At 61.9% G+C, this 24,217-nt stretch carries 24 protein-coding genes; 19 read left to right on the top strand and 5 right to left on the bottom strand.

The window, feature by feature from the left end:
• Window positions 1-741: a TSUP family transporter gene (locus KYT97_RS04340; protein WP_267951586.1), complete on the bottom strand. Its 741-nt coding sequence runs from the start codon at window positions 739-741 to the stop codon at window positions 1-3.
• A gap of 87 nt (window positions 742-828) precedes the next feature.
• Here KYT97_RS04340 and KYT97_RS04335 point away from each other — a divergent pair, with 87 nt between their 5' ends.
• From KYT97_RS04335 to KYT97_RS04255, 17 genes are all read left to right on the top strand, one after another.
• The gene (locus KYT97_RS04335) at window positions 829-1,992 is read left to right on the top strand and encodes a sensor histidine kinase (protein ID WP_219111819.1); all 1,164 of its coding nucleotides are present in this window, start codon (window positions 829-831) and stop codon (window positions 1,990-1,992) included.
• A 284-nt stretch (window positions 1,993-2,276) separates the two neighbouring features.
• Entirely contained in the window at window positions 2,277-3,704 is a 1,428-nt protein-coding gene (locus KYT97_RS04330; RefSeq protein ID WP_245006143.1) for an aromatic ring-hydroxylating oxygenase subunit alpha, read from the top strand.
• A gap of 3 nt (window positions 3,705-3,707) precedes the next feature.
• Window positions 3,708-4,295, top strand: a complete 588-nt coding sequence (locus tag KYT97_RS04325; protein ID WP_033231989.1) for a 3-phenylpropionate/cinnamic acid dioxygenase subunit beta — start codon at window positions 3,708-3,710, stop codon at window positions 4,293-4,295.
• The gene (locus tag KYT97_RS04320) at window positions 4,292-4,603 is read left to right on the top strand and encodes a hypothetical protein (protein ID WP_033231990.1); all 312 of its coding nucleotides are present in this window, start codon (window positions 4,292-4,294) and stop codon (window positions 4,601-4,603) included. The genes KYT97_RS04325 and KYT97_RS04320 overlap by 4 nt, the downstream gene beginning before the upstream one ends.
• The gene (gene hcaB / locus KYT97_RS04315; RefSeq protein ID WP_219111818.1) at window positions 4,600-5,382 is read left to right on the top strand and encodes a 3-(cis-5,6-dihydroxycyclohexa-1,3-dien-1-yl)propanoate dehydrogenase; all 783 of its coding nucleotides are present in this window, start codon (window positions 4,600-4,602) and stop codon (window positions 5,380-5,382) included. The genes KYT97_RS04320 and hcaB overlap by 4 nt, the downstream gene beginning before the upstream one ends.
• A 39-nt stretch (window positions 5,383-5,421) precedes the next feature.
• The gene (locus KYT97_RS04310) at window positions 5,422-5,619 is read left to right on the top strand and encodes a ferredoxin (protein WP_033231992.1); all 198 of its coding nucleotides are present in this window, start codon (window positions 5,422-5,424) and stop codon (window positions 5,617-5,619) included.
• Window positions 5,616-6,818 (top strand): NAD(P)/FAD-dependent oxidoreductase, encoded by a 1,203-nt coding sequence (locus KYT97_RS04305; RefSeq protein WP_219111817.1) that lies wholly within the window; start codon window positions 5,616-5,618, stop codon window positions 6,816-6,818. The genes KYT97_RS04310 and KYT97_RS04305 overlap by 4 nt, the downstream gene beginning before the upstream one ends.
• Entirely contained in the window at window positions 6,818-7,537 is a 720-nt protein-coding gene (phtC, locus tag KYT97_RS04300; protein ID WP_219112810.1) for a 3,4-dihydroxyphthalate decarboxylase, read from the top strand. Before KYT97_RS04305 ends, phtC begins: the two co-directional genes overlap by 1 nt.
• A 996-nt stretch (window positions 7,538-8,533) precedes the next feature.
• The gene (locus tag KYT97_RS04295; RefSeq protein ID WP_165826282.1) at window positions 8,534-9,781 is read left to right on the top strand and encodes an ABC transporter substrate-binding protein; all 1,248 of its coding nucleotides are present in this window, start codon (window positions 8,534-8,536) and stop codon (window positions 9,779-9,781) included.
• A gap of 93 nt (window positions 9,782-9,874) precedes the next feature.
• Window positions 9,875-10,756 (top strand): branched-chain amino acid ABC transporter permease, encoded by an 882-nt coding sequence (locus KYT97_RS04290; protein WP_033231997.1) that lies wholly within the window; start codon window positions 9,875-9,877, stop codon window positions 10,754-10,756.
• 3 nt (window positions 10,757-10,759) lie between these two features.
• A complete protein-coding gene (locus tag KYT97_RS04285) occupies window positions 10,760-11,884 on the top strand; it encodes a branched-chain amino acid ABC transporter permease (RefSeq protein WP_052683551.1) in 1,125 nt (374 codons plus the stop codon).
• A complete protein-coding gene (locus tag KYT97_RS04280; RefSeq protein ID WP_219111816.1) occupies window positions 11,881-12,684 on the top strand; it encodes an ABC transporter ATP-binding protein in 804 nt (267 codons plus the stop codon). The genes KYT97_RS04285 and KYT97_RS04280 overlap by 4 nt, the downstream gene beginning before the upstream one ends.
• Window positions 12,677-13,453, top strand: a complete 777-nt coding sequence (locus KYT97_RS04275) for an ABC transporter ATP-binding protein (RefSeq protein WP_045067795.1) — start codon at window positions 12,677-12,679, stop codon at window positions 13,451-13,453. Before KYT97_RS04280 ends, KYT97_RS04275 begins: the two co-directional genes overlap by 8 nt.
• On the top strand, window positions 13,450-14,025 hold the full coding sequence (locus KYT97_RS04270; RefSeq protein ID WP_092807809.1) for an NADPH-dependent FMN reductase: 576 nt from the start codon (window positions 13,450-13,452) through the stop codon (window positions 14,023-14,025). The genes KYT97_RS04275 and KYT97_RS04270 overlap by 4 nt, the downstream gene beginning before the upstream one ends.
• 2 nt (window positions 14,026-14,027) lie before the next feature.
• Window positions 14,028-15,170 carry an alpha/beta hydrolase gene (locus KYT97_RS04265; RefSeq protein WP_172935545.1) on the top strand — a complete coding sequence of 381 codons (1,143 nt, stop codon included), beginning with the start codon at window positions 14,028-14,030 and terminating at the stop codon, window positions 15,168-15,170.
• A complete protein-coding gene (locus tag KYT97_RS04260; protein ID WP_415395438.1) occupies window positions 15,167-16,750 on the top strand; it encodes a long-chain-fatty-acid--CoA ligase in 1,584 nt (527 codons plus the stop codon). Before KYT97_RS04265 ends, KYT97_RS04260 begins: the two co-directional genes overlap by 4 nt.
• A complete protein-coding gene (locus KYT97_RS04255; protein ID WP_033232001.1) occupies window positions 16,747-17,526 on the top strand; it encodes an IclR family transcriptional regulator in 780 nt (259 codons plus the stop codon). The genes KYT97_RS04260 and KYT97_RS04255 overlap by 4 nt, the downstream gene beginning before the upstream one ends.
• Window positions 17,527-17,686: 160 nt before the next feature.
• On the opposite strand, the gene KYT97_RS04250 is transcribed toward KYT97_RS04255, so the two are convergent.
• From KYT97_RS04250 to KYT97_RS04235, 4 genes are all read right to left on the bottom strand, one after another.
• Complete coding sequence (locus KYT97_RS04250; protein ID WP_187328564.1) at window positions 17,687-19,126, bottom strand: ABC transporter substrate-binding protein; 1,440 nt, start codon at window positions 19,124-19,126, stop codon at window positions 17,687-17,689.
• Between the two features lie 450 nt (window positions 19,127-19,576).
• On the bottom strand, window positions 19,577-19,945 hold the full coding sequence (locus KYT97_RS04245; protein ID WP_095886327.1) for a nuclear transport factor 2-like protein: 369 nt from the start codon (window positions 19,943-19,945) through the stop codon (window positions 19,577-19,579).
• Window positions 19,942-20,511, bottom strand: a complete 570-nt coding sequence (locus KYT97_RS04240; protein WP_151531434.1) for a VOC family protein — start codon at window positions 20,509-20,511, stop codon at window positions 19,942-19,944. The genes KYT97_RS04245 and KYT97_RS04240 overlap by 4 nt, the downstream gene beginning before the upstream one ends.
• A 167-nt stretch (window positions 20,512-20,678) precedes the next feature.
• On the bottom strand, window positions 20,679-21,047 hold the full coding sequence (locus tag KYT97_RS04235; RefSeq protein ID WP_045067789.1) for a nuclear transport factor 2 family protein: 369 nt from the start codon (window positions 21,045-21,047) through the stop codon (window positions 20,679-20,681).
• 263 nt (window positions 21,048-21,310) lie between these two features.
• Between KYT97_RS04235 and KYT97_RS04230 the strand changes: the two genes are divergently transcribed.
• A complete protein-coding gene (locus KYT97_RS04230; protein WP_095886326.1) occupies window positions 21,311-22,150 on the top strand; it encodes a TetR-type transcription factor C-terminal domain-containing protein in 840 nt (279 codons plus the stop codon).
• Window positions 22,151-22,430: 280 nt separating this feature from the next.
• Window positions 22,431-24,089: a long-chain-fatty-acid--CoA ligase gene (locus KYT97_RS04225; protein WP_033232004.1), complete on the top strand. Its 1,659-nt coding sequence runs from the start codon at window positions 22,431-22,433 to the stop codon at window positions 24,087-24,089.
• The last annotated feature ends 128 nt before the right edge of the window (window positions 24,090-24,217 follow it).

Raw genomic sequence — 24,217 nt, 5'->3', positions numbered from 1 at the left:
CTAGCCGAACTGCTGCCACCCCAGGCGAATCACCATGGCAATCACAACAACCAGCAGTGTGATCCGGACAAAACCGGAGCCTTTACTCAGCGCCATACGCGAACCGACGACCGCGCCGAGAACATTGCACACGGCCATCGCCAATCCCAAGCTCCACCACACGTGGCCGGTGACGGCAAAGTACGTCAACGCGCCGAAGTTGGAACCGAGATTGATGACCTTGGCCATCGCCGCGCTGCGGACGAACTCCGTTCCGAGGAACGTCGCGAAGCTGATGATCAGGAACGTGCCTGTGCCTGGGCCGAGTAAACCGTCGTAAAGCCCGATGAGTCCCGCCGACAGCAAGATCACCAGAGCCGACTTGCGTTGAGTCGGGCGGTGCGTGGCGAGCGTCGTACCCAGGCTCGGACGCATCGTGACGAACACGGCGACGGCCACCAGGACAACCATCACGATCGGAATGAAGTACTTTTTGTCGATCAACGACACTGCCGCCGCGCCACACGCTGCAGTAATCGCGGCCAAGATCGCCGCCGGGATCAACTGTCGCCATTGCATCGGAATCCGGCGTGAGAACGTCCACACCGCAGCGCTGGTCCCGGTGAACGCGGTGAGCTTGTTGGTAGCCAATGCGGCCTGCGGCGTCAACTGGGGTGCAACCAGGAACAGTGCCGGCAGCAGAATCAGCCCGCCGCCGCCGACAACGGCATCAACCCATCCGGCCGCCGTCGCCGCCGTCATGAGCAGGCCCCAGTCCGCAATATCCACGGCGGTGACTCTCTCACAGAGTGAGCGGTGATGCGGTGACGGTGTGGGAGTCTTGATCGCATGAGGAGGTTCAGCCTGTGGCTGCGAGGCAAGCCGATGATCGCCGACGGCGCGTTGGCGTTGCTGTTCTTTGCCCTGGAGATCGTCTCGTACATAGGCTCTGAGCGCGAGGAACATTGGCAACAGCTGGCGCTCGGATTCCTGATCTGCCTTCCCGTCCTCTGGCGTCGTAAGTACCCGCGAGTGTCTGCGGTGGCGATCCTCCTGATGTCGTTCACCAGTACTTTTCTCATGTGGATGAGTGGGAATGCATCAGTCGAACATCCCGGGTTGCTGGCGTTAGGCGTAGCTCTCTACACGCTGGTCGTGTACGTGGACCGGCGCACCGCCGCGATTTACCTCGGCTTTCTCCTCATCGACTCGACTCTGGCGATGCTTGTGGTGCGAACAGACATCGTCCTGGATCTCATCGTTACCGCAATGCTGTTTGCCCTGGCTTGGATCAGCGCCGAATTTGTCAGTGCCAGACGCGCGTATGACGAAGAAGTGGCGGCACGACTGGAGGTGGCCGAATACGACCGCGACCGCCGGGCCGAGGAAGCCGTTGCCGCGGAGCGAACACGCATCGCGCGCGAATTGCACGACGTCGTTGCCCACGCGGTGAGCGTGATGATCGTCCAAGCCGACGGGGCGAGCTATGCCGTCGACACGAATCCGGCGCTAGCGAAGAAAGCGCTTGGCAACATCTCGAGCACAGGGCGAGACGCGCTGGCAGAACTACGACGCACGGTCTCGCTGTTGCGCACCGAAGTCAACAACGACGCGATGCCACAACATGGTTCTGCGGGCATCGCGAAGGTTGTGGAGATGATGCGTGCGACGGGTTTGAACGTACGACTGGAGTTGACGGGCGAACTCGACGACATCACGCCGTCCGTGAGTTTGGGTATTCACCGGATCGTTCAGGAGTCACTGACCAACGTGCTGCGTCACGGCGGCGACAGTCCGAAAGCGCGAGTTACCGTGCGCCGCACCGACACCGCAGTCCTGGTGGAAGTCATCGACAAGGGGACGGCGACGTCTGCTTTCACAGGTGGTTCCGGCAACGGCTTGGTCGGAATGCGTGAGCGCGTCGCAGTTCTGCAGGGAACTCTCGAGACCGGTCGACGCCCGGACGGCAGCTGGCGTGTGTACGCCGAGCTTCCCCTCGCGATCCAGGATTGACCGACCGGGCAGGCGCGGTTTCCGACTTCCGACACGGCTGAAGTTGTCCAGGCTCACCTGCAGAACGTGACGCGACGGGTTTCGCATTCAACCGGCCTGACCGGTCCATTTGTGCTGCTTGAACGCCACAATACCTCTGGTGAACAGACCATAATTCTTCTCTGCGGAGATTCGAGTCCGCGAAGCTGAACGAACCGTGCGGTGAATCGACGGTTGACATCGCCCCTTCCTGAAAGCAGAATAACTTTCTGTACATCAGAAAAACTATCGAAATGAGGCTTCTCATGCGCGACGCGGATGGCGTTATAGCGAACGTCCGACGAGGCATGCTCCCTGCGCACATCTACAACGACGCAGAGGTTTTCGAGGCTGAGAAGGAGCGGCTGTTCAGCCGCGCATGGATGTTTGTTGCGCACGAGTCGGAATTGCCGCAGGTTGGCGACTACGTTGTGCGCCGCGTCATGGAGAATTCGTTCATCGTCAGCCGTGACCAGTCCGGCGAGATCCACGCGATGTTCAACATGTGCCTGCACCGCGGTATGCAGGTGTGCCGCGCCGAGCAGGGCAATGCCTCGCACTTCCGTTGCCCCTACCACGGCTGGTCGTACAAGAACGACGGCCGCATCGTCGGTATGCCGTTCCACAAAGAGGCATACGGCGGCGAGGAGGGCTTCGCGCGTAAGGGACAGCGACTGCTGCCGGCGCCCAGTCTGGGCATCTACAACGGGCTGATCTTCGTGTCGATGGACCCGGACGCCGAGCCGCTGGAGGACTTCCTCGGCGACTTCAAGTTCTACCTCGACTACTACACCAAGCAGAGCGCGAGCGGCGTCGAGGTTCGCGGACCCCAGCGCTGGCGAGTCAAGGCCAACTGGAAGATCGGCGCCGAGAACTTCGCCGGCGACATGTACCACACGCCGCAGACCCACACGAGCGTCGTCGAGATCGGCCTGTTTCGCGAGCCGAAGGCGGAAAAGCGTAAGGACGGCAACACATACTGGGCGGGCAAAGGCGGCGGCACCACGTACAAGCTGCCCCCGGGAACCTTCGAAGAGAAGATGAACTACGTGGGCTACCCCGACGAAATGGTCGAGCGGATGAAGGAGCAGTGGTCCCAGGAGCAGGTCGACGTCATCGGACGCGACGGCTTCATGATCTCGGCCGCTTCGGTCTTCCCGAATATCAGCCTGGTTCACAACTGGCCGAAGGTCGCTGAAGGCGACGACGTCCTGCCCTTCATCTCCATCCGGCAGTGGCAGCCGATCAGCGCCGACGAGACCGAGGTCCTGTCCTGGTTCGTCGTAGACAAGGAAGCCCCGGAGGAGTTCAAGAAGCTGTCCTACAAGGCCTACCTGATGTGCTTCGGCTCCAGCGGCATGTTCGAGCAGGATGACGTCGAGAACTGGGTTTCTCTGACCAACACTGCCGGTGGGTCGATGGCTCGCCGCCTGCTGCTCAACGGCCGCATGGGCATGCTGCACGACGACAGCCCGGTAGTGCAGCCATTGACGGAGGACGAGTTCTGCGGTCCCGGCGTGGCGCACGTCGGCTACGGCGAATACAACCAGCGGCACCTTCTCAACGAGTGGGCCGACTATCTGGAGAAGCCGGCGCCGGTGACGGAGAACATTCACGTCGGTGCTCCCAATGTCGATGGTGAGTGCAGCAGTGAAACGGCAGCGCAGTGCAGCAGCGAGAAGGCGGAGGTATAACTCATGAGCACCTACATCCCCATCGACTCCGCCAGCTCCCCGCTGGGTCAGGCCGCGTCGAAGACCACCGCCGTTGGCTCCTCACTGGCATTCGACGATCCGCGGCACCTGACCGCGAATCGCTGGCTCGTGGAGGAGACCTACATTCTCGATCGACAGGACTACGACGCCTGGCTCGATACCCTCGCCGAGGACATCCATTACTTCATGCCGATCCGCGTCACCACGGCGCTGGGAACCGGCTATGACACTGCCAAGGACATGGCGCACTTCGACGAGGACAAGTACTCGTTGAGCCGTCGCGTCGCGCGTTTCGACACGGGCCACGCGTGGGCAGAGGATCCGCCCTCACGACTGCGTCACCACTTGTCCAACGTCCGCACCTTCGCGACGGAGAACGAGAACGAACTCGTCGTCGAGTCGGCAGTCCTCTTGTTCCGCAGCCGCGGTGACGTGCTGGAGCCCTCGCTGCTCTCGGTTGGTCGCGTCGACCTGCTGCGTCTCGAGGAGGACGTCTGGCGCCTGGCCCGTCGACACATCGCCGCCGACGAGTCCGTGCTGCGCATGCAGAACTTGGCGGTCTTCCTGTGAAGCTCGCCTGGGAGGGTGAAGCCGAGGACGCCGCAGCGGCAGCCCGGGCGAGTTCCCGGCTCGGCGTGCTGCAGGACCAGCGCGACGGTGAGACCATCGTCGTCGCGAATGAGTTCGCCGACATGCGAATTTCGAAGGTCCACACCCGCAACGGCGTTCGGCTGCTCATCGAATCGCCGAAGTCCGGCCAGTGGATCACTCTCGACGCTCTCGAGCTCGAAGCGCTGACGTGGCAGAACGAAACCACGCTGTCTGCGATGGTCGGGAAACCGTTCCAGTCGCTCCTCGGCACCGAGGACGCCTCGTGACCGGCTGGCTCGACGGTAAGCGTGCGCTTGTCGTCGGGGCGGGCTCCGGCATCGGGCGCGGTGTGGTCGACGCCTTCCTCTCCGAGGGCGCCAAGGTCGGCGTCCTCGAACTCGACACTGCCAAGTGTGAGGCACTTGCGGCCGAGCACCCCGAGGTCGAAGTTGTGCAGGGCGACGCCACCAAGGCTGCCGCGAATGAGGCTGCGGTCGCTGCCGTCGTGGATCGCTTTGGCGGCCTGGATATTCTGGTGAACTGCGTCGGCGTCTTCGACTTCTACCGCAAGCTCGAGAGCATCGACGCCGACATGCTGGATCAGGCGTTCGACGAGATGTTCGCAATCAACGTCAAGTCGCACCTGCACAGCGTCAAGGCCGCGACGCCGGCGCTGCGTGAGTCGGGTGGGTCGATCGTGCTCACAGAGTCGACGTCGGCCTACTACCCAGGCCGCGGCGGAACCCTGTATGTCGCTTCCAAATTCGCCGTACGAGGATTGGTCACCACCCTCGCGTACGAGTTGGCACCGGACATCCGGGTCAACGGCGTGGCCCCTGGCGGCACCCTGGGGACCGATCTGAGCGGGCTTACGACGCTGGGACTGACCGAGAACCGACTCGACGGTCCGGACCGCGCGAAGGAACTCGCCGGCCGTAACCCGTTGGGAGTCGCACTCTCCGGCATCGACCACGCGTGGAGCTACGTCTTCCTCGCCTCCGACCGATCACGCGGCATTTCCGGCCGCGTCGTCCACTCGGATGGCGGCATGGGCATCAAAGTTTAAGAGTCGCACCGCGCGACCTACCGAAAGAAGAACTTGGAAATGGCAATCCTCAAAGCGAACCTCGAACTGTGCCAGGGCTATGCAAACTGCGTGGTCGCGGCGGACGACGTCTACGACATGGACGACGACGGCCTCGTGGTGCTGCTCAAAACCCGAGTGGACGAGTCCGACCGCCAGCGCGTCGAGACCGCAGCGAAGAGCTGCCCCGCCAACGCCCTCTGGCTGGAGGAAGAGTGAGCGGCGGGGTTCTTGTCGTCGGCGGCTCGGTCGGCGGTATCCGTACGGCCCGGGCGTTGCGCAATGAGGGCTACGCCGGGGCGGTAACAGTCGTGGAGGCCGAGCCGCACTTGCCGTACGACAAGCCGCCGCTGTCGAAGGTTCCGCTCGACGGCGACGCGCACGTGCCACTGCTCACCGCGGCGGAGGCACGAGAGCTCGACATCGAGCTCAGGTTAGGCGCTGTTGCAATCGAAGTGCGGGCGCAGGCCAACCAGCTGGCACTCGCCGACGGCACAGTTCTCGACTACGACGAGCTGGTCATCGCTACCGGCGCCGCGGCTCGGCCCTCGCCGTGGAGCGGCCCTGGTATCCATGTACTTCGCACTCTTGCCGACGCTCGTGCGCTGCGCGAGAGTCTGCACGGCGCGAGCCGTCTCCTCGTCGTCGGTGCCGGGTTCATCGGTGCGGAAGTCGCGTCACTCGCGCGCAAGCAGGGCATCGACGTCACGATTGTCGATCCCGCCCCTGTCCCGATGGCCCGTATTGTCGGCACTGAACTGGGAGAACGACTGTCGGACCTGCATCGGGTGCATGGTGTGGAGGCCAAATTCGGCACCACCGTCAGCGCACTCGACTGCGTAGACGACAGTCTGCGCGCGACGCTTTCCGACGGCTCAGAATTTCCCGTCGACGCTGTCGTGGTGGGAATTGGTGCGGTTCTGGAACTCGGGTGGTTGGAGTCGTCAGGCCTGACGCTCGACGACGGTGTCGTGTGTGACGAATACGGCCGCACTCCCGACTTTGCGAACATCCACGCTGTCGGTGACATTTCGAAGTGGTACCAACCGCGGCTCGGCACGTCGGCGCGGGTCGAACACTGGACCAACGCTGTCGAGCAAGCAAACACGGTGGCCCACAACATTGTTCACGCGGATGATCTGCTCGCGCACGACCCGGTGGCCTATGTGTGGAGCGATCAGTACGACTGGAAGATTCAGTTGTTCGGAACCCGTGACGTTGCGGCAGACCCGCTAGTGGTGGAACAGTCCGACCCGCTGCGTTTGGCAGCGATCTGGCAGGACTCCGAGGGCCGGGCAAGCGGCGGTTTTACCGTCAACTGGCCCAAGGCGTCGGTCCAGCTGCGGCGGACTATCGCTGCCGGCGGACCCGCCGATGCGGTGCACGCGCAGCTTTCGACTCCGGCGGTGAAGCGATGATGTCCGGGGAATTGGATGAACTACGGCATCTGGTGGCGGAGGGCTGCCGAGTTTTGGCGGCTCGTCAACTGGCGCCCGGCATTCTCGGGCACATCAGCTACCGGATCGACGAGACCAGGCTGCTGGTTCGGTGCCGCGGCGCCCAAGAGCGCGGGCTGGCGCACACGACGCCACAAGATATTCGGTTGGTCGAATTGACCGGTGAGCCAGGCGCTCCCGGCGAACTCGACGGCTATACCGTGCCGTACGAGCTGCCTCTTCACAGCCGGGTTCTCATGCGTCGCCCCGATGTCATGTCGGTGGTGCACGCGCACCCCGCCAACGTAGTGGCGGCCGATCTCGCCGGGCTGACAATCCTGCCCATTGTCGGCGCCTATGACATCCCGGGGGCCGTGCTGGCACATGGGGGAGTGCCTGTATTCCCCAGGGCCGCTTTGATTCACAACTCTGCGCTTGGCGACGATGTCGCTGATTCCCTGGGCGAGCGGCCAGTGGTCCTCATGCGCGGACACGGACTCACGTCCACCGGCACCTCGGTGCAGGAGGCGGTTCTTCGCGCAATCTCCGTCGACACGATCGCGTCACTGTCGTTGTCCATCGTCTCGGCGGGCGGCACGTTGAAACCGATCAGCGCGCAGGACCTGGCCGACCTGCCGAACCTGGGCTCCAGTCTCAATCTGGGTGCCTCGTGGCGCCACGAGGTGTCCCGACTCGAATAGAATCGCCAAGATCCCTCGCCGGTGTTCACACTGGTGGGGGCTTCTTTGGATGGGCTGAATGCTCACGAAAGCCCCTATTGCCCCGACATCGACGTAGGGCCGTCACGCTCAGAGTCGTCGTGGTTCGGCAACAGACCAGTCGCGCCGCCCTGGCTTCGAGCTTGGGTTGTGTTCGTCGAATTGTCGACTGAATTCTCGAGGGGTACGCGATATCGAAATATGTTGCAGTGAAGTCTATTTCTAATCTCGATATCAAAGTCACAAGAGGCTGGACAGTCAATAGCCGTAGATCCGGCAGATCAGTTCAACTCCGGAAGTTGATAGTCCCGATTCGGCGCTCCGATCCGTGGCCCTGAATGGGAAGGAGGTCGCCTGCCTCGCTCGTTGGCGGGTGGCGGCATCGATCATGCTCGATGACAACCGGTTTCGGAGGGAGTGATCGGAGGCTTCCGACTTCACCTGATCGCGGGCGAGCGTGAGTGGAACACTCTCCGGGAGGTGCGCGTTTCGAATTCGGGCAGCAGTTGACTGTGTATCGACCGACTGGCCAGAGGGGCGTCGATGTAGGGGCAGCCTCGATCAAGGCTGTTACTCGCATTGAGGCAGCGACAGTCTTTGTATGCAGAAGTGCGCCATATTGCGCGGTATATCGAACAATAGGGAAAGATTGTGTACAATTCCGCCAGGGCTGGATCTTGGCGCACCCTGTTTTGATCCTGGTCGGCAAATGGCCTGTGTCACGGACTGGGTAGCCGGAACCGGCTCGGCTTCGGCGTTGATCCAGCCGCGTGGATTCTGAGTGCCTCATCTGCTTGTTCGGCAGAAGTAGTCTCTGCACAGAGAAATTGAGCTCTATTTCTGCTGCTTAAATGATTTACGTTCTAAGCTTAGCGATCGATAGATTGCCCTTGACTTGGCGCCATGTATGCCTGTTCAATGCTCAGGACCACAGTTTCAATGTGGGTCAGGTCACAACCCCGAAGGGACGTACTGAAGATGTTGAGGAAAGCTGCTCCAGCCCTCGCAATCGCCACGATGCTCACGTTGACTGCTTGCGGCGGGTCGGCCAGTGGAGACTCCGCAAGTGCGGATGGGGTCAAGACCGGAAAGGGCGTCAGCGACAGCGAGATCAATCTTGCGATCCTCACCGACTACTCCGGGCCACTTGCCCAGCCCGCAACCTCGGGTTCGATCGGCTTGGAAATCAAGCTGGACCAGGTCAACGCCGCGGGCGGGATCTGCGGGCGTCAACTCGTCCTGCACAAGATGGACACCAAATACGACCCTCAGGTCACCACCCAGCAGTATCGCGCCATCGCGAACAAGGTTGTGATGATCCCGCAGCTGATCGGCACGTCCTCGCTGATGGCGGTCAAGGACAGCATCGCGAAAGATGACCTGCCGACCTTCTCGGCATCGCTCAACACAGCAGCACTCAAGCTCGAGGATGTCGCGATCTACACCCCGCCCTTCGAGGTCGAGCTGATCAACGGCCTGGTCTGGGCCGCGCAGAAGGCGGGTGCAAGCGCTACCAACCCGCTCAAGGTCGCCGTCGTCGCACCGGCGGACGAGTACGGCACGGGATACGCAGACTCCGTCAAGTTTGCCGCGGAACAGATCCCCGGCGTCGAGGTCGTCGCCAGCCCGACGTACAGCCCCGCTGACAACGACTTCACCGCTCAGGCCACCGAGTTGAAGAACTCCGGCGCCACGGTCGTGATCCTGGCCAACACCATGGCCCAGACCGCGGGGCTGGTGGGACAGTCCGCCCAGCTCGGTTATTCGCCGCAGTGGATCGGTTACTCGGGCGCCTGGAACGCCGCGCTGGCAAAGCCGCTGGCCGGGTTGACCGACAACTTCTACGTTTCGGCGAGCTACGGAGCGCTGAACGATGACGTTCAGGGCATCAAGGACATGAATGCCGCTCTGGCGCAGTACGCGCCGAACGAGAAGCCGAGCAACTTCCAGGTTGCCGGTTGGTTGAGCGGCACTGCCACCGCGGCGGTGCTGGAAAAGGCCTGCGCGAACAAGGATCTCACCCGTGAAGGTGTTCTGGCCGCGATGCAGGATCTCGACATCGACTTCGGTGGCATCCTGCCGACAGTCAACCTCGGTACCGGCGACTCGATCGTCAGCTACCAGAGCCGGATGAACACCGTAAATGCCGAGGGTCTGCTGATCCCCACCACTGACTGGGCCGAGACCGATCAGGCTCGCGCCTGGGGCGAGGCAAACGGTTTCTGATCGACGCACTTCGGCGCCCGTCACAGGACGGCGGCGGGCGCCTTGGCGGCGCAACAGGACAAATACTGTTCGACTAAAGGAGTAGAAGGGGCTATGGCGCTCTTCTTGCAGCTCGGCTTCCAGGGGATAGCCCTAGGAATGGTCTACGGACTGATCGCCCTCGGGTTCGTGATCATGTACAAGGGCTCACACACATTCAACTTTGCCCACGGAGAGATCGTGGCGCTAGGCGCCTACACGGTGCTGGCCTTGATGGCCTTCATGCCCTGGGGGCTGGCGTTCCTCTTCGCCGTCGTCATCATGGTGGTTCTCGCGGTCCTGATCGAGGCGGTCTTCTTGCGCCGCATGGTCGGAAAATCTGTTACCACCGTCGTTCTCGCGACGCTGGGTATCTCGATCATGCTTCACCAGGCGATCTTGATGATCTGGGGCGTCGGCACACATGGCTCGGCCGGTCCTGTCGGTTCAGGCACGGTGACTGTCGGCTCGGTAGTGCTGCCGTGGAGTGGCATTGCGACAATCGGCACCTCCGTGGTGGTTCTCGCGGGGCTGGCCTATTTTTTCCAGAAGACACCGTACGGTCTGGCGCTTCGTGCGACCGCCAGTCACCAGGAAGCGGCACTGGCGCAGGGAATCGATGTGCGACGGATGTTCGCACTCTCGTGGGGACTTGCGGCGTTCCTTGCCGTGGTGGCCGGTGTCTTCTTGGCGTCGTTCCCTCGGGTTGTGTCTCCGGCATTGGGTATCGTTGCGCTGCTTGCTATTCCCGCGATCGTGATCGGCGGAATGGACTCGCTGGTCGGTGCGATTGTCGGCGGCCTGATCGTCGGACTGATTCAGGTGATGGGTTCTTACTACCTGTCGGACATCGGGGGCGGCCGACTCCATGAGGTCTTGCCCTACATCGTCATGTTTGCCGTGCTCGTGGTCCGGCCCTACGGACTCTTCGGCAGTAAAAGCATTGAAAGGGTCTGACCGATGACAACAACTCTCGAACCCGCACCCATCGACGACGACACCGCAGGTGTTCCCGCCGAAGTCGTGCGGACCAAGAAGCGAAGCACGCGGGTGTGGGTTGCCGTGTGGGTCGTGGCGATGCTCGTTGTGCCGTGGGTGGTGCAGTCCGATCTCTGGATGGGCGTGGGAATCTTTGCGCTGATCGCGGCGGTCGGCGCACTCGGCATGCAGGTCATCACCGGATTTGCCGGTCAGATCTCGATGGGCCACGCGGTATTCATGGCGATCGGCGCTTACACCTCGGCCTGGCTCGGAGTCGACGAGGGACTCCCAGTCTGGGTGTGGTTGCCCGCAGCCGCTGTAGTTGCCGGACTCGCCGGTGGGGTGGTCGCTCCGGCGGCAGTCCGAATCCGCGGGCTCTACCTGGCGGTTGCGACGTTGGCCCTGATTTTCATCGGCACCTATGTCTGGGAAACCTGGACCAGCCTGAGCGGCGGAGTCAATGGTCGGACGGCCCCTGCGGTGGAGATCAACGGGCAAGACCTGCTGGACGGCTACTGGTCGTCGGGAGGCGAGGAGATCCTGACCTCGTTCCAGGCGTGGTGGTATTTCGCCCTGGCAGTGCTGCTCATCGTCACTGTGCTGACGTGGAACCTCAAGCGTTCGCGCCTAGGTCGCGCCTTCATGGCGGTCCGTGACCGGGACATCGCGGCGGGCGTTGCCGGCATACCTGTGACCAGAACCAAGGTCGTGGCCTTTGTCATCTCTTCGGCGTTCGCCGGTGTCTCCGGTGCGCTGCTCGTGTCCTACATGGGCTACTTCACGCCGAGCCAGTGGACGATGATGGTCTCCGTCGACTTCATCGCGATGGTTGTCATCGGTGGTATGGGCACGGTCGCAGGCGCGATCCTCGGCGCATTCTTCATCAAGGCGATGCCTGAGATGGTGAATGTGCTGTCGCCGTACCTTCCGTTTGTCTCGAAGGACGCGAGCGCCGACGGCGGCGTTACCGCGCCTCTGCTCTCACAGTTCTTGTACGGCCTTGTGATCGTGCTGGTCCTCATCTTCGAGCCCAAAGGATTGCTCGCGCTCTTCAAGCGGCCCATCGACTGGATCCGAGCCCGAATCTCCGGAGGTAGCAAATGAACTCGCTGGTCATCGACAGCCTCAGTGTCCGCTACGGCGCAGCCTCGCTGGCCCTCGAGGATGTGAGCCTGACGGTTCCCCAAGGCCAGATCGTCAGCCTCCTCGGGCCGAACGGTGCGGGCAAGTCGACGTTGATGCGGGCGGTGTCGGGTCTGCTCGGCGTGCACGGCGGCACCGTTGCCTCGGGCAGGGTCGAACTGCTGGGCAACGACGTCACCAACGAGCGCTCGTCGAAGCGCGTGAAACTCGGCCTCGCGCAGGCCCTCGAGGGTCGACAGGTGTTCCCTGGACTCACCGTTGCCGAGAATCTCGCGAGCGGCGCTTTCGTCCGTCGCTATCGCAAGGCCCAGGAACTCGAAGCGCGTGAGCGGGTGCTGCACCACTTCCCGCGTCTGGGTGACCTGATGCAGCGCAAAGCCGGATACCTCTCGGGCGGAGAGCAGCAGATGCTCGCGATCGGTCGGGCGATGATGTCCCAGCCGAAGGTGCTTCTGCTCGACGAGCCGAGCCTCGGCCTGGCACCGAAAATCGTTGCTGATGTCCGAGACGTGATCGTCGACATCAACAAGGAAGGGACCTCCATCCTGTTGGTGGAACAGAACGCGGCAATGGCGATGGCAATTGCGCAGTACGGATATGTCCTCGAAGGTGGCCGCGTCGTCAAGGAGGGCAAGGCGGAGGACCTGCGCGGCGACGCAGAAATCGCAGAGCTGTACCTGGGTGCTTCGGCAGTGGGCGCAGCTGAGCGGCCGGCACAGGCCACGGGAATCGATACCGAAGGGGTGATCCAGCATGTCTGATCCGCGTGCCGATCTGTTGGAGATCAACGATCTGTCCCTGAGCTTCGCCGGGGTAAAAGCCATTGACGGCGTGAGCTTTTCGATCGCCGAGGGCGAACTGTTCTCCGTCATCGGCCCGAACGGTGCGGGCAAGTCCTCGCTGTTCAACTGCATCTCCGGTGTCTACGCACCACAGTCCGGTTCCGTGCGCTTCGCGGGAGCCGAAATCCTGGGCTTGCAGGCGCACAAGATCGCGAAAAAGGGCATCGCCCGGACCTTCCAGAACGTGGAGGTCTTTCCCGCGATGACGGTGCTGGACAACCTCTTGCTTTCGCGGCACAACGCGATGCGCGCGGGAGCCTTGGAGAACATGCTGTGGCTGGGCCGCGCAGCGCGGGAGGAGAAGGCCGCGGTGGAAAAGGTTCGCGAGGTCGCTGCGCTGATGAACATCGAGCACCTGGCAGACACCCCTGTCGGATCACTACCGCACGGCACGCAGAAGCGCATCGAGTTGGCGCGAGCACTTGCGATGGAACCGCGGCTGATCATGCTCGACGAGCCCGTCGCCGGCATGAATCACGACGAGTCCGCCGAGATGACGGAAACCATTGTGCAGGTGAACCGAGATCTCGGCGTTGCCATTTTGCTCGTCGAGCACGACATGAAGATGGTCATGGGCATCTCGAACCGCGTCTGTGTTCTCAACTTCGGTCAACGAATCGCCCTCGGCAAGCCCGCCGACGTTATCCGCGACGACGCTGTCGTCGCGGCCTATCTGGGAGCTGCATGATGAAAGACGGAAAATTTGTAATCTGCGCGATTGCAGGCAGTCTCCGCGCAGACTCGTGGAATCGCAAACTTCTCGAGGCGACGGCGGCAATGGCGCCGGACGACGTCGAGGTGCGGATCACGAAGCTGCTGGGCGAGATCCCGATGCTCAACGAAGACGATTTCGGTAACGAGGCGAACAGCGTCCATGCGCTGCGCGCCGAGGTCGAAGCCGCTGATGCCCTGCTCATCGCGACACCCGAATACAACGGCGGCATCCCTGGTGTTCTGAAGAACGCACTCGACTGGCTCTCACTTCCACTCGGACGCTCGGTGCTCGAGCGTAAGCCGGTGGCGCTGATGGGCGCGACGCCTGGCCGCCTCGGCACAGCGCGCAGCCAGTTCGAATTGCGTCACACCTTCGTCTTCTCGCGGTCCCCAGTGTTGCCCGGGCCGGAGATTCTCCTCAGCTTTGCCCCCAATCACTTTGACGAGCAAGGCAGATTGACGGATCCCATCGTTCTCGAGCGGGTCGAGTTGATGTTCACGCACCTGAAGAAATACGCAAGTCTCAACGAATACGAGGTTGTCTAACCATGACCGGCACCACCAGCCCGACCGTCCACAAGGAATTTGTCAGCAGCGAGTCACCAGGCGCTAAGCGCGCGGGTGCCGGCGGCTACCCGTGTCAGGGCATTTATTACACGCCGGCCGGTAAGAAGCCGCGCATCGCAATGATCGCTACGCATTACCAGATCGATTTCTCGGAGCACTACATCGCCGAGTTCATGGCTGCGCGAGGTATTGGATTCCTGGGTTGGAATACTCGCTACCGCGGTTACGAGGAACTGTTCAATCTCGACCAGGCTTTGGTCGACATCGGGGTAGGCGTGCGCTGGCTCGAGGAGCACGCAGGTGTGGATCAGGTTATCCTGCTCGGCAATTCCGGAGGCGGCTCGTTGATGGCGGCCTACCAGGCGCAAGCGACCTCGCCGTGCATCCGTCCCGCCCGCGACATGGAACCCGCAGAGGGAATCAACGACCTCATCCCCGGAGCTGCCTACATCTCCCTCGCCGCGCACGGCGGTCGGCCCGACGTGCTGACCGCGTGGCTGGACGCAGCAGTCGTCGACGAAAACGACCCGACTCTGACCGACCCCGAACTTGATCTGTTCAACCCCGAGAACGGTCCGCCGTACTCCGCGGAGTTCATCGAGCGGTACCGCGCTGCGCAGGTTGCCCGCAACCACCGGATCACCGCATGGGCGCAGGAAGAGCTGGCCCGGATTACCGCCGCGGGTTACAACGACCGGCACTTCGGAGTCCCGCGTACGTGGGCTGACCCCCGGATGGTGGACGCGACGCTCGAGCCCAGCAGTCGGCCGGCAGGCGAGTGCTACCGCGGCCCGACTTCGGTGGCCAACCGCGAGGACCGCGGCATCGGTGCCGGGAGCACGCTGCGGAATTGGCTACACATGTGGAGTCTCGAAGAATCGCAGTGCCGTGCGGAAATGCACATGGAGAAAATCACGGTGCCTTCGCTTGTCATCAACCCTGACGGGGACTCGGGTGTGTTCCCCAGCGACGCGGACGCGCTGTTCAATGCCCTCGCGAGCGAGGACAAGTCGCGCAAGGACCTGCCCGGTGATCACTATTTCCAGGAGCCCGGGGCCCGCGCCGCCGTTGCCGAGGTGATGTGCGAGTGGATTGCGGACCGTTTCCCCAAGGCGCAGTGGTGAATACGACCGTGGACATGGATGACCTGACGCGTGCCCGCGAGCAGCACTGGGTCAGTCAGGTCGCGCGGCATGCATTTGAGCGCGGTGAACAGACGGCCGTCGTCTTCGGCGACCGCCGGATTACCTGGGCAGATCTTCAGCAGCGAGTGGATTCCGTCTCCGCCGCCCTCGCCGAGCGCGGCGTGGCGCACGGGGACCGCGTCGCGTTGCTGATGGGCAACCAGGCCGAGTACATCGAGATCATGATCGCCGCCAACCGGATCGGCGCTATCGCCGTGCCGATCAACTTCCGGCTGAGCGTCGGCGAGGTGGCGTTTACGCTCGACAACAGCGGGGCCGTCGTTCTTTTCGTGGACGAGCAGGCGAGCGCCACCGGGATCGCTGCGGCCGCGCAGGCCGCGGGTCCGGTTCAGGTCTTCCAGGTCGGCAGCGAGGGCTCTGACGGCGCATCGGCGTACGACGTTCTCCTCGCACATTCCGGTTCGGGCGGACTGGTCGCGGCGACCGACGAGTGTGAACCAGCGCTGATCATGTACACGTCGGGAACCACCGGACGGCCCAAGGGCGCCGTGCTGACGCATCGCAACTTGGCTGCGCAGTCGGCCACGAACGTGATGGCGTTCCGGTTCGAGATGTACGACGAGGTAAGCCTGTGCGCCGCACCGCTGTTCCACATCGGGACTCTTGGCCTGGTGGCGCCGGCAATCCTGATGGGCGCCACCATGGTTGTCCTTCCGAGCGTCTCGTTCAACGCCGGGGCACTCCTCGACGTCGCCGAATGCGAGCAGGTCACTTCGACATTCCTCGTACCGACTCAGTGGCAGGCGGTCTGCGACGAGCAGGAGCGGTCGCCGCGCGATCTGTCTCGGCTTCGCGTCAGTTCCTGGGGCGCAGCGCCTGCCACCGATTCGCTGCTTCGCAAGATGAGCGAGGTGCTTCCCGGTGCGTCGAGCATTGCGCTGTTCGGGCAGACCGAGATGTCCCCAGTGACATGTGTGCTCGAGGCCAAGGATTCTCGCCGTAAGTTGGGTTCCGTCGGACGCCCGGTACCCGGTGTCTGGGCACGCATAGTCGACGAAAACATGGTGGATGTGCAACCCGGTGAGGTCGGCGAGATCGTCTACCGTGGGCCGGGACTGATGACCGAGTACTGGAACAACCCGGAGGCAACGGCGCAGGCCTTCGCCGGAGGCTGGTTTCACTCCGGTGACCTGGTACGCAAGGACGCCGAGGGCTTCATCTACGTCGTAGATCGTGCGAAGGACATGATCATCTCCGGCGGCGAGAACATATATTGCGCCGAGGTAGAGAATGCACTGGCCGGCCACCCCGGCATCGCCGAGGTTGCAGTGATCGGCCAGGCTCACGAAACATGGGGCGAGACCCCGGTCGCGGTGGTCGCACTGAAACCGGGTGCGGCGGAGTTGACCATCGAGTCGCTGCGTACCTGGGCAGGGGAGAGGTTGGCACGCTACAAGCTTCCGACCAGCCTCGTGCTGGTCGATATCCTGCCGCGAAACGCGTCCGGCAAGGTCACCAAGAATGTTCTGCGCGCTCCTGCCGTTACGCTACCTGCGTGACCGCAAAGGAAGATACAACTGCGAACCGACCGCAGTACCCGATCGAGTCTGTCGACAACGCCCTGCGAATCCTGCTGCTGCTGGGCGAGCGTCGCAGTATCCGGCTGACCGAGGTGAGCGAGTACCTTTCGGTTGCCTCGTCGACCGCGCACCGACTGCTGGCGATGCTTCAGTACCGCGGATTCGTCCGTCAGGTCGAGGGTTCACGGGCTTACGAACCGGGCCCCGCCCTGACGACGATCGCGTTCGCGGTCCTGCGCCAAACAGACGTCAGGGCCCGTGTACATCCAGTGCTCGAACGGCTTTCGGCCAGCCTGGGTGAGACGGTTCATCTGGCTCGCCTCGACGGGAACACGGTGACCTTTGTGGACTCGGTCGAGAGTGCACGAGCGGTGCGCGTGGGGTCCCGCATGGGGATGACCATGCCGGCGCACTGCACATCGTCCGGTAAGGCGCTGCTCGCTACGCTCGATGACCGTGCGGTACGCGAGCTGTACCCCGATGAGAAGCTGAAGGGCCTTACGTCACACTCGATTACCAAGCGGTCGGCGCTTCTGCGCCAGCTCGCGGAGGTCCGCCGGGTCGGGTTTGCCACTAGCAACGAAGAGTCCGAGGATGAAGTTACGTCGGTGTCGGTCTCGCTCGGCGAGTACGGCGGGGCGCGCTACACGTTGAACGTGTCCACGCCCAAGAGCCGGATGTCCGACGTGACCCGTGAAGAGATCGCCGCCGCCCTGGCCCAAGCAGTAGACGAGGTTGCAGCGTTCTTCCTGTGATCTCTGCACGGAGCGAATCTTCCTGCGCAGCAGGGTAGACCAAGGAGTGCAGCCCCGCCGATCCAATCGATCGGCGGGGCTATTTCTTGTGATCAGAACCAACCCGGCCCTGCCACTTTGCTTTTCGGCAAAGGTGACAGGGCCCGCGAAAGGTTACGGCCTAGTCCGAGATCCAGACCTTGTCGAAGAGCGTCAATCCATCCATGCCCGACTTTGCGTCGTGGACGTTAGGTGCCCAGGTAATGAAGTTTGCGCCCGAACCCAAAGGCAGGATCGGCACATCCTCGTTGAGGATCGTCTGCATCTTCTCGAATCCAGCCCGGCGCTCGTCTTCTGTGCCGGCAGTTTGAATCTGAAAGATCACTTCATCCATAGTGGGATTGCTGTAGCCACTGACGTTTTGACTGGATCCAGTCGTGAGCAGGCCTTGAAGGCGCAGGAGCGGGGCGGAGTCGGGCACCGCTGTGCCGGCGACGCTCACGTCGAAGTCATGGGTGACATAAAAAACTTTGGCGATGTCGTTCTTTGTTGCATTGGGCTGGATTTCGACTTCGAAGCCGACATTTTGGAGCAGCGACTGCATCGCCAACGCCAGGTCGGTCGATGCTGGATCTGACAGCGCGGCGAACGTCAGTTTTCCATCGTATCCGTCTGCTTTTGCCTCATCGACGAGCTTGCGAGCGGCCTCGATGTCCGGAGTAGGACCCGGGATCGACCCATGCATAGTGGACCACTCCTGGAACATCTCGAGTCCCGGCGAGTTCAGGCCCTTCCTGGACCGTTCATTGATCACGGTGGGGTCGATCGCTTTCGCAATTGCCTGTCGGACCCGGATATCGTGCGCCGCACGACCTTCCCTGATATTGAGAAGTCCGTTGTCGACCATGCTTACCGGCTCGTAGTAACCGGGGAAATCGGCCCGCATCGTGTCGATGGCCTCGCCTCCCCTCAGATACGCCATCTGCACCTCACCAGCCTTGAGCGCGTCGACCATCGGCTGCTCGCCTTGAAGGTCTACAAACTTGAGTTCGCCAATTCGCGGCTTCCCGCCCCAATAGTCTTCGCGTGGCGCAAGAACGAGTTCAAATCCGGGATTGACGGACTCAACAGTGAATGGGCCAGCTCCGATCGGTTCGACAAATTTCCCGTCTCTGAACGAGTCGGAGTGGGTAATCATGCCAAAACCTGAGGTCAGGAGGGTCGGGAAGTCACTCCACGGATTCTTCAGGTTATACGTCACGGTACTGGGGTCGGTCGCCTCGACAGACCGCACGTTCGCCCGGAACTGATCGCTGTTCGTGGCATTGCCCTCGGTCATACGATTGGTGCTGGCAATAACGGCCGACGCGTCCAGAGTGTCGCCATTGCTGAACGTGACCCCGTCACGAAGTCTGACGGTCCAGGAGAGTCGATCGGGAGCCTCTGTGATCGACTCGGCTAGCTGAGGCACAATTTCTGCGGATTCTGGATCCCATCGCACCAGGACGTCGTAAATGGCAGCCATTTCCGTACCTCCGAGCCAGGCAGACGTCCTGCCCTTGATCGGGTCAAGGGTATTGGTCAGCGAATGCGATGCATAAGTCAAAGTCGCACTTTCCATAGCGCGTCCCTGATCCGACTGCTCGCCAATCACCCCAGCCCTCACGAGCTTTGGCGCGCCAGTGCCATCCGATGAGCCGGCGGAGGACGCGCATCCGGCGGCTAGGAGCCCGCAAGTCGAAATGAGGGCCAAGGCGGTAAGCGTCCGCCGATAAGTTATTCGCTTCATTGCCATCCTTCGGAGGGTGTGTCTACAGATCTGACTGCGCGTTCACGCTGAGGCTGGGAATTGGATGCCGTCGGCCCCGACGAACCCCAAGGGAGACTCACATCACGTCGAACTTAGCAGAAGTAAGTTCTTTCTGAGAGAAAAATGGGGAGCTGGAGGGGTTGCAGCGGTCTTTTGTGATCTCGGTACCGAATGAATCTTCCTGCGCAGCAAGACAGGACACCAAACAGCCCCGCCGAGGGGATTGGATCGGCGGGGCTGTTTCGTGTGATCACGTTCTATTCAGGCAAAGACCTTGCGGAGTTGGCCTGCGTCCAAATACTCCTCGATACGGCGAACCTTTCCGCTGTCGACAAATACCCGGAAGATCGTGGGGACGTTGACGGTCTTGTCCCCGATAGTCGCCCGGATGACGTGTTGACGCAGGAAGCCGTCCTCGAGGACAGTGCAGCGCGGGTTGTCATAGTGGAACTCGTCGTAGCGCGTGGGAATGCCGGAGAGGATGCGCAGATTGTCCTCACGGGACTGCTCGGCGTTGTCCCAGTTGTGCCAGATTTTCACGTCCGTGTGATAGATCTTGTCGAGGACGGCGACATTGCCGAGAACCAGGGCTCCGAACATCTTCTCGGCGAGATCGAGCATCTCGCTCATTTGGCGGCGCCAGCCGGGGCGCCGAGGCCGCCGTCGGCGGTCCGGGGCGCGTGCTTGACGTCGTCCTCGCGCAATTCGCGAGTCCAGGCCGCGAATTCGAGCAAGATCCCGTCCGGGTCGAAGAAATAGATCGACCGCACGAAGGTCGAGTCGCTCTCTCCGAAACTGATCCCACGCTCGGACATGTCGTGGTTGAGCATCGGTCCGGTCTGGACGCCCTTTGCTTCGAGCTTGGCCTTGTACTCGTCGAACTTGTCGAGCGGGATCTTGAACGAGACGTGATTCATCGAGCCGTGCGCCGACGCGATTTCCTTGCCGATGCCGGGAATGGCCGCGGGCGCCGCGATGCCGGGAGCGTGGGGGGCGGCATCGGCGAACCAGAAGAACGCGATGAACTGGCCGCCGCCCATGTCGAAGAAGAAGTGCTGGCCACCACCAGGCAGGGAGAGCGTCATGGACAGCTTCATGCCCAGGACGTTGGTGTAAAAGTCGACGGTGCGCTCCATGTCCTGGCACACCAGCGCCAAGTGACATACGCCGCCGAGTTCAAATTCTGTATTTGTCATTTCACACTCTCTTTGCTTTGTGACGCGCATCGCGCCGCTGCCTCGATTCGACAGTATTCCCAAGTGTTCGGTTCGTCAAGATCTATCGATCGCTAGATGACGAACAGATGGCCGATCGTGATCAATGGTTGCGTGATATTCCTTCGAAGGCCTTGTCGCGGTTCGCATCAGCTGAAGACGACGTCAAGCTGGCCACGGTCGAAGTACTCCTCGATGCGGTGGATCTGCCCGCCCTCGACGTACACGCGTAGGACCGCGGGGACATTGACGGTCTTCTTGCCGACAGTCGCTTTGATGACGTGTTGGCGGAGAAATCCGTCTTCGACGGCGGTGTGGCGGACGTCCACATAGGCAAAAGCGTCGTAGCGGCCGGAGATTCCGGCGAGGGTTGCGAGGTTGTCGTCCCGGGATTGGTCGAGGTTGTCGAAGTTGTGCCAGACGGTCACGTCGTCGCGATAGAAGCCGGCCACCGCGTCGATGTCACCACCCTCGACGGCGTTGAAGAACCGGTCTGCGAACTCGAGGATGTCGCTCATTGCGGTGCTCCTGACTGGACGCCACGGAAGGCGTCGAACTTACGAACAGGGGAAGGGGGACTGTGACGTACATCGCTTATGCGTCCCAGGAGGACCGTATTACCAGCTGTTCGGTTCGTCAAGATCTACCGATCGCTAAATTTCGAACGTCAGCTGACGGATGCGTGCGACAGTGGTTCTATCTCCATGTCATGACAGATCGTCGTCCGCCATAACGGCCGTCCAACCAGGTGGTCGAGTGTCGGCGGGATAGCGTGGTACTCATGGTGCAGGCGGGACGAATCGTTGGAGACGGGCTCGGAGCCAGGATGCGCGCGGCGAGAATCGAGCGCAAGGTCGGGCTCCGTCAGCTAGCTCAACAAATAGGCATGAGTGCGTCCTCGCTGAGCGAGTTCGAGAACGGGAAGAGCCTGCCGGGTGCGGAGCGCCTCGAGGCACTCGCGAAGGCACTCGGGGTAGAGCTTGATCTGCGTCCACCTGAGCCCATCGGACCGCGGTTCGAGGACTGGCGAGACTTTGAACGGTTGGACCTCACCCCGGTCTTTCGGGCGGCGCTGGATGTCTTTGTGGAAGTGGGCTACCACGCTGCGACAGTCAGGATGATTGCCGACCGGTGTGGATTGTCGATGGCTGGCGTCTACTACCACGTGGAAAGCAAGGACGCTCTGCTCACCGAACTGCTGCAGAGCGCGATGGCAGAGCTCATAAGCCGATGCGTGGCTGCAGATGCCGAAGCAGAATCGCCTGATCAGCGTGTGGCCAATCTTGTCGAGTGCGTAATCCTGTTCCACACCCACCGACAGGCCTCGGCCGTGCTCGCGTCCACAGAACTCCGTTCGCTCGACGAGCCTGGCAGGTTGATGCATCTGCAGTTACGACGGCAAGTTCGGGAGATCGTCCAGTCGGCCGTGGAGGCGTGCCGTGATGCGGGGCGAGCCGGAACTGTCCCGGCGACGTCAACCGCCACAGCGATCGTCACGATGTGCGTTGCCGTTGCGGATTGGTACCAACCGGGGATCAGCCCGTCGCCGGTCGAAATCGCGAGGGAGTACGCCGATCTTGCACTGGCCATGGTTGATGCAAGATCTACCGGTGCTCGATGACGCATTCGCTCGCCACCTGACGAGATGGTCGAGAGTGTCGTAGCTGCTTCAGGTTTCGGGCTCATTCCTTGACTAACGCACTTGGCCTATGCAATTCTAGGTGCAGAGAGAGCTTCTGCATTGCAGAATAATGCAACTGATGGGCGTTAAGCCTCACCAAATATCAAGTCCAGGCGGCACGTTCAGGGCTCACGACAACCCGGGATGCAGTTCGCGCATGGAGTCAGCATCCGGACCCTCCTAGGTCGCCCGCACTAGCACTGGACCCGAGGAGTGAATAATGACCACAATTGTCAAGGGACACCCGTCGACGAATGACGACTCGTATCAGCTCAACACGACTACGCTGATCCGCCACTCGGCACGTAACTATCCTGAGCGGGAGATCGTCTACCGCACCGGCGACGGCGGATGGGATCGCTACACATACGCCGACGCCTATGCGCGTATCAAGCGGATTGCGAACGCCCTGACCAATCTCGGTGTAGCACCCGGCGATGTGGTGGGGATCCTGGACTGGAACACCAAGCGGCACTTCGAGCTTTACTGGGCCATTCCCGGCACCGGAGCGGTGATGCTGCAGATGAACCTGCGCCTGGCTCCCGAAGATGTGGGTTACGTCGCGACGCACGGCGGCGCGTCCGTCGTCCTGGTTGACGAGAGTCTGCTGAGCGTCGCGGAGTCGGTGGCACCGTTCGCGCCGGAGATTACCTGGGTGGTGATGTCCGACAAGCCTCTCGCAGAGGTTGTCACCACGTTGACGAATGTGCGCCATTTCGAAGACCTGGTAGCGACTGCGTCGCCGGAGATCGACTGGCCGATGATCGACGAGAGCTCCGCCTACAGCGCCTGCTACACGACCGGGACCACCGGTCGGCCAAAGGGCGTCTACTACTCGCATCGAGCGATCTACCTACACACTCTGACGCAGGCCTCGTCCTACGGGATGAGCGCCGCTGACGCGGTCATGCTGATCACGCCGATGTTCCACAGCCAGTCCTGGGGTCTGCCGCAGTCCGCCGTCTACGTCGCAGCCAAAATTGTTCTCCCCGGACGCTATTCGGCAGGGGACACAGACATGCTGGCGGACGTGATGATCGCCGAAGGTGTGACCGTCGCGAACGGTGCGCCGGCGATCTTCCAGCCGATGCTCGACTACATCAAGACGCTTGATGTCAAACCGGACTTCAGCCGGACCCGTCTGCTGTCCGGCGCTACCGAGCCGGCGCTCACACTCATGCGCGGGTTCTACGACTTGACCGGTGCCGACTTTATTCATGCATACGGGGCTACCGAGACTGCCCCGATGGCTTTCGTGAACTACGGCCGTAAGGTCACCTTGCAGGGCAAGGTCACGGAAGACGAATGGTGGAACATCAAGCGCTATCAGGGTCTTCCCGCGGGGGGTGTCGATGTGCGAATCGTCGATCCCGAAGACAACGACTTGCCGCACGACGGCAACAGTCAGGGCGAGGTCCTGCTGCGGGGACCGTGGATCACCGCGCGATACCACAAGCTTGATGACGACGCCGACCGATTCCTGGACGGTTATTGGCGAAGCGGCGACATCGGGACTATCGATGAAAACGGCTACCTCAAGCTAGCGGACCGGCTCAAAGATGTCATCAAGAGTGGCGGCGAATGGATTTCGTCGATCGATATGGAAAACGCAATCATTGCCCACCCCCGGGTCGCCGAGGCCGCAGTGATCGGTGTCGAGCATCCGAAATGGCAGGAACGTCCAGTCGTCATCATGGTGACCACCGACGGTGAGGACGTCGCGCTGGGCGAGGTCCACGCGCTGCTCGAAGGCGCATTCGCCAAGTGGCAACTTCCCGACACGATCCTGTACGTCGACCAACTCCCACGGACCAGTGTCGGCAAGCTGGACAAGAAGGTTATGCGCGTTCAGCACGGTGACCTCTATCGGAGCGTCTAGACGCTGTTGAAACCCGGGCAGTGCGATTTTCGCACTGCCCGGGCTTTGTTGTATCTGTCTGTTACGCAATCTTTTTCGCTGTTCTGGAATATCGGAGTCTATTCTTCACAGTAGAAATGCTTTCTGAT

The organism is Rhodococcus globerulus (assembly GCF_019334125.1).
GTDB lineage: Bacteria > Actinomycetota > Actinomycetes > Mycobacteriales > Mycobacteriaceae > Rhodococcus_F > Rhodococcus_F globerula.
This window is presented reverse-complemented; position numbering and strand designations above follow the sequence as displayed.

Bases quoted from the DNA above. Each gene is read 5' to 3' on its own strand.
- KYT97_RS04340 (WP_267951586.1), bottom strand. From the start codon at position 741: ATGACGGCGGCGACGGCGGCCGGATGGGTTGATGCCGTTGTCGGCGGC.
- KYT97_RS04335 (WP_219111819.1), top strand. From the start codon at position 829: ATGAGGAGGTTCAGCCTGTGGCTGCGAGGCAAGCCGATGATCGCCGAC.
- KYT97_RS04330 (WP_245006143.1), top strand. From the start codon at position 2,277: ATGCGCGACGCGGATGGCGTTATAGCGAACGTCCGACGAGGCATGCTC.
- KYT97_RS04325 (WP_033231989.1), top strand. From the start codon at position 3,708: ATGAGCACCTACATCCCCATCGACTCCGCCAGCTCCCCGCTGGGTCAG.
- KYT97_RS04310 (WP_033231992.1), top strand. From the start codon at position 5,422: ATGGCAATCCTCAAAGCGAACCTCGAACTGTGCCAGGGCTATGCAAAC.
- phtC (WP_219112810.1), top strand. From the start codon at position 6,818: ATGTCCGGGGAATTGGATGAACTACGGCATCTGGTGGCGGAGGGCTGC.
- KYT97_RS04295 (WP_165826282.1), top strand. From the start codon at position 8,534: ATGTTGAGGAAAGCTGCTCCAGCCCTCGCAATCGCCACGATGCTCACG.
- KYT97_RS04290 (WP_033231997.1), top strand. From the start codon at position 9,875: ATGGCGCTCTTCTTGCAGCTCGGCTTCCAGGGGATAGCCCTAGGAATG.
- KYT97_RS04285 (WP_052683551.1), top strand. From the start codon at position 10,760: ATGACAACAACTCTCGAACCCGCACCCATCGACGACGACACCGCAGGT.
- KYT97_RS04280 (WP_219111816.1), top strand. From the start codon at position 11,881: ATGAACTCGCTGGTCATCGACAGCCTCAGTGTCCGCTACGGCGCAGCC.
- KYT97_RS04275 (WP_045067795.1), top strand. From the start codon at position 12,677: ATGTCTGATCCGCGTGCCGATCTGTTGGAGATCAACGATCTGTCCCTG.
- KYT97_RS04270 (WP_092807809.1), top strand. From the start codon at position 13,450: ATGATGAAAGACGGAAAATTTGTAATCTGCGCGATTGCAGGCAGTCTC.
- KYT97_RS04265 (WP_172935545.1), top strand. From the start codon at position 14,028: ATGACCGGCACCACCAGCCCGACCGTCCACAAGGAATTTGTCAGCAGC.
- KYT97_RS04250 (WP_187328564.1), bottom strand. From the start codon at position 19,126: ATGGAAAGTGCGACTTTGACTTATGCATCGCATTCGCTGACCAATACC.
- KYT97_RS04245 (WP_095886327.1), bottom strand. From the start codon at position 19,945: ATGAGCGAGATGCTCGATCTCGCCGAGAAGATGTTCGGAGCCCTGGTT.
- KYT97_RS04240 (WP_151531434.1), bottom strand. From the start codon at position 20,511: ATGACAAATACAGAATTTGAACTCGGCGGCGTATGTCACTTGGCGCTG.
- KYT97_RS04235 (WP_045067789.1), bottom strand. From the start codon at position 21,047: ATGAGCGACATCCTCGAGTTCGCAGACCGGTTCTTCAACGCCGTCGAG.
- KYT97_RS04230 (WP_095886326.1), top strand. From the start codon at position 21,311: ATGGTGCAGGCGGGACGAATCGTTGGAGACGGGCTCGGAGCCAGGATG.
- KYT97_RS04225 (WP_033232004.1), top strand. From the start codon at position 22,431: ATGACCACAATTGTCAAGGGACACCCGTCGACGAATGACGACTCGTAT.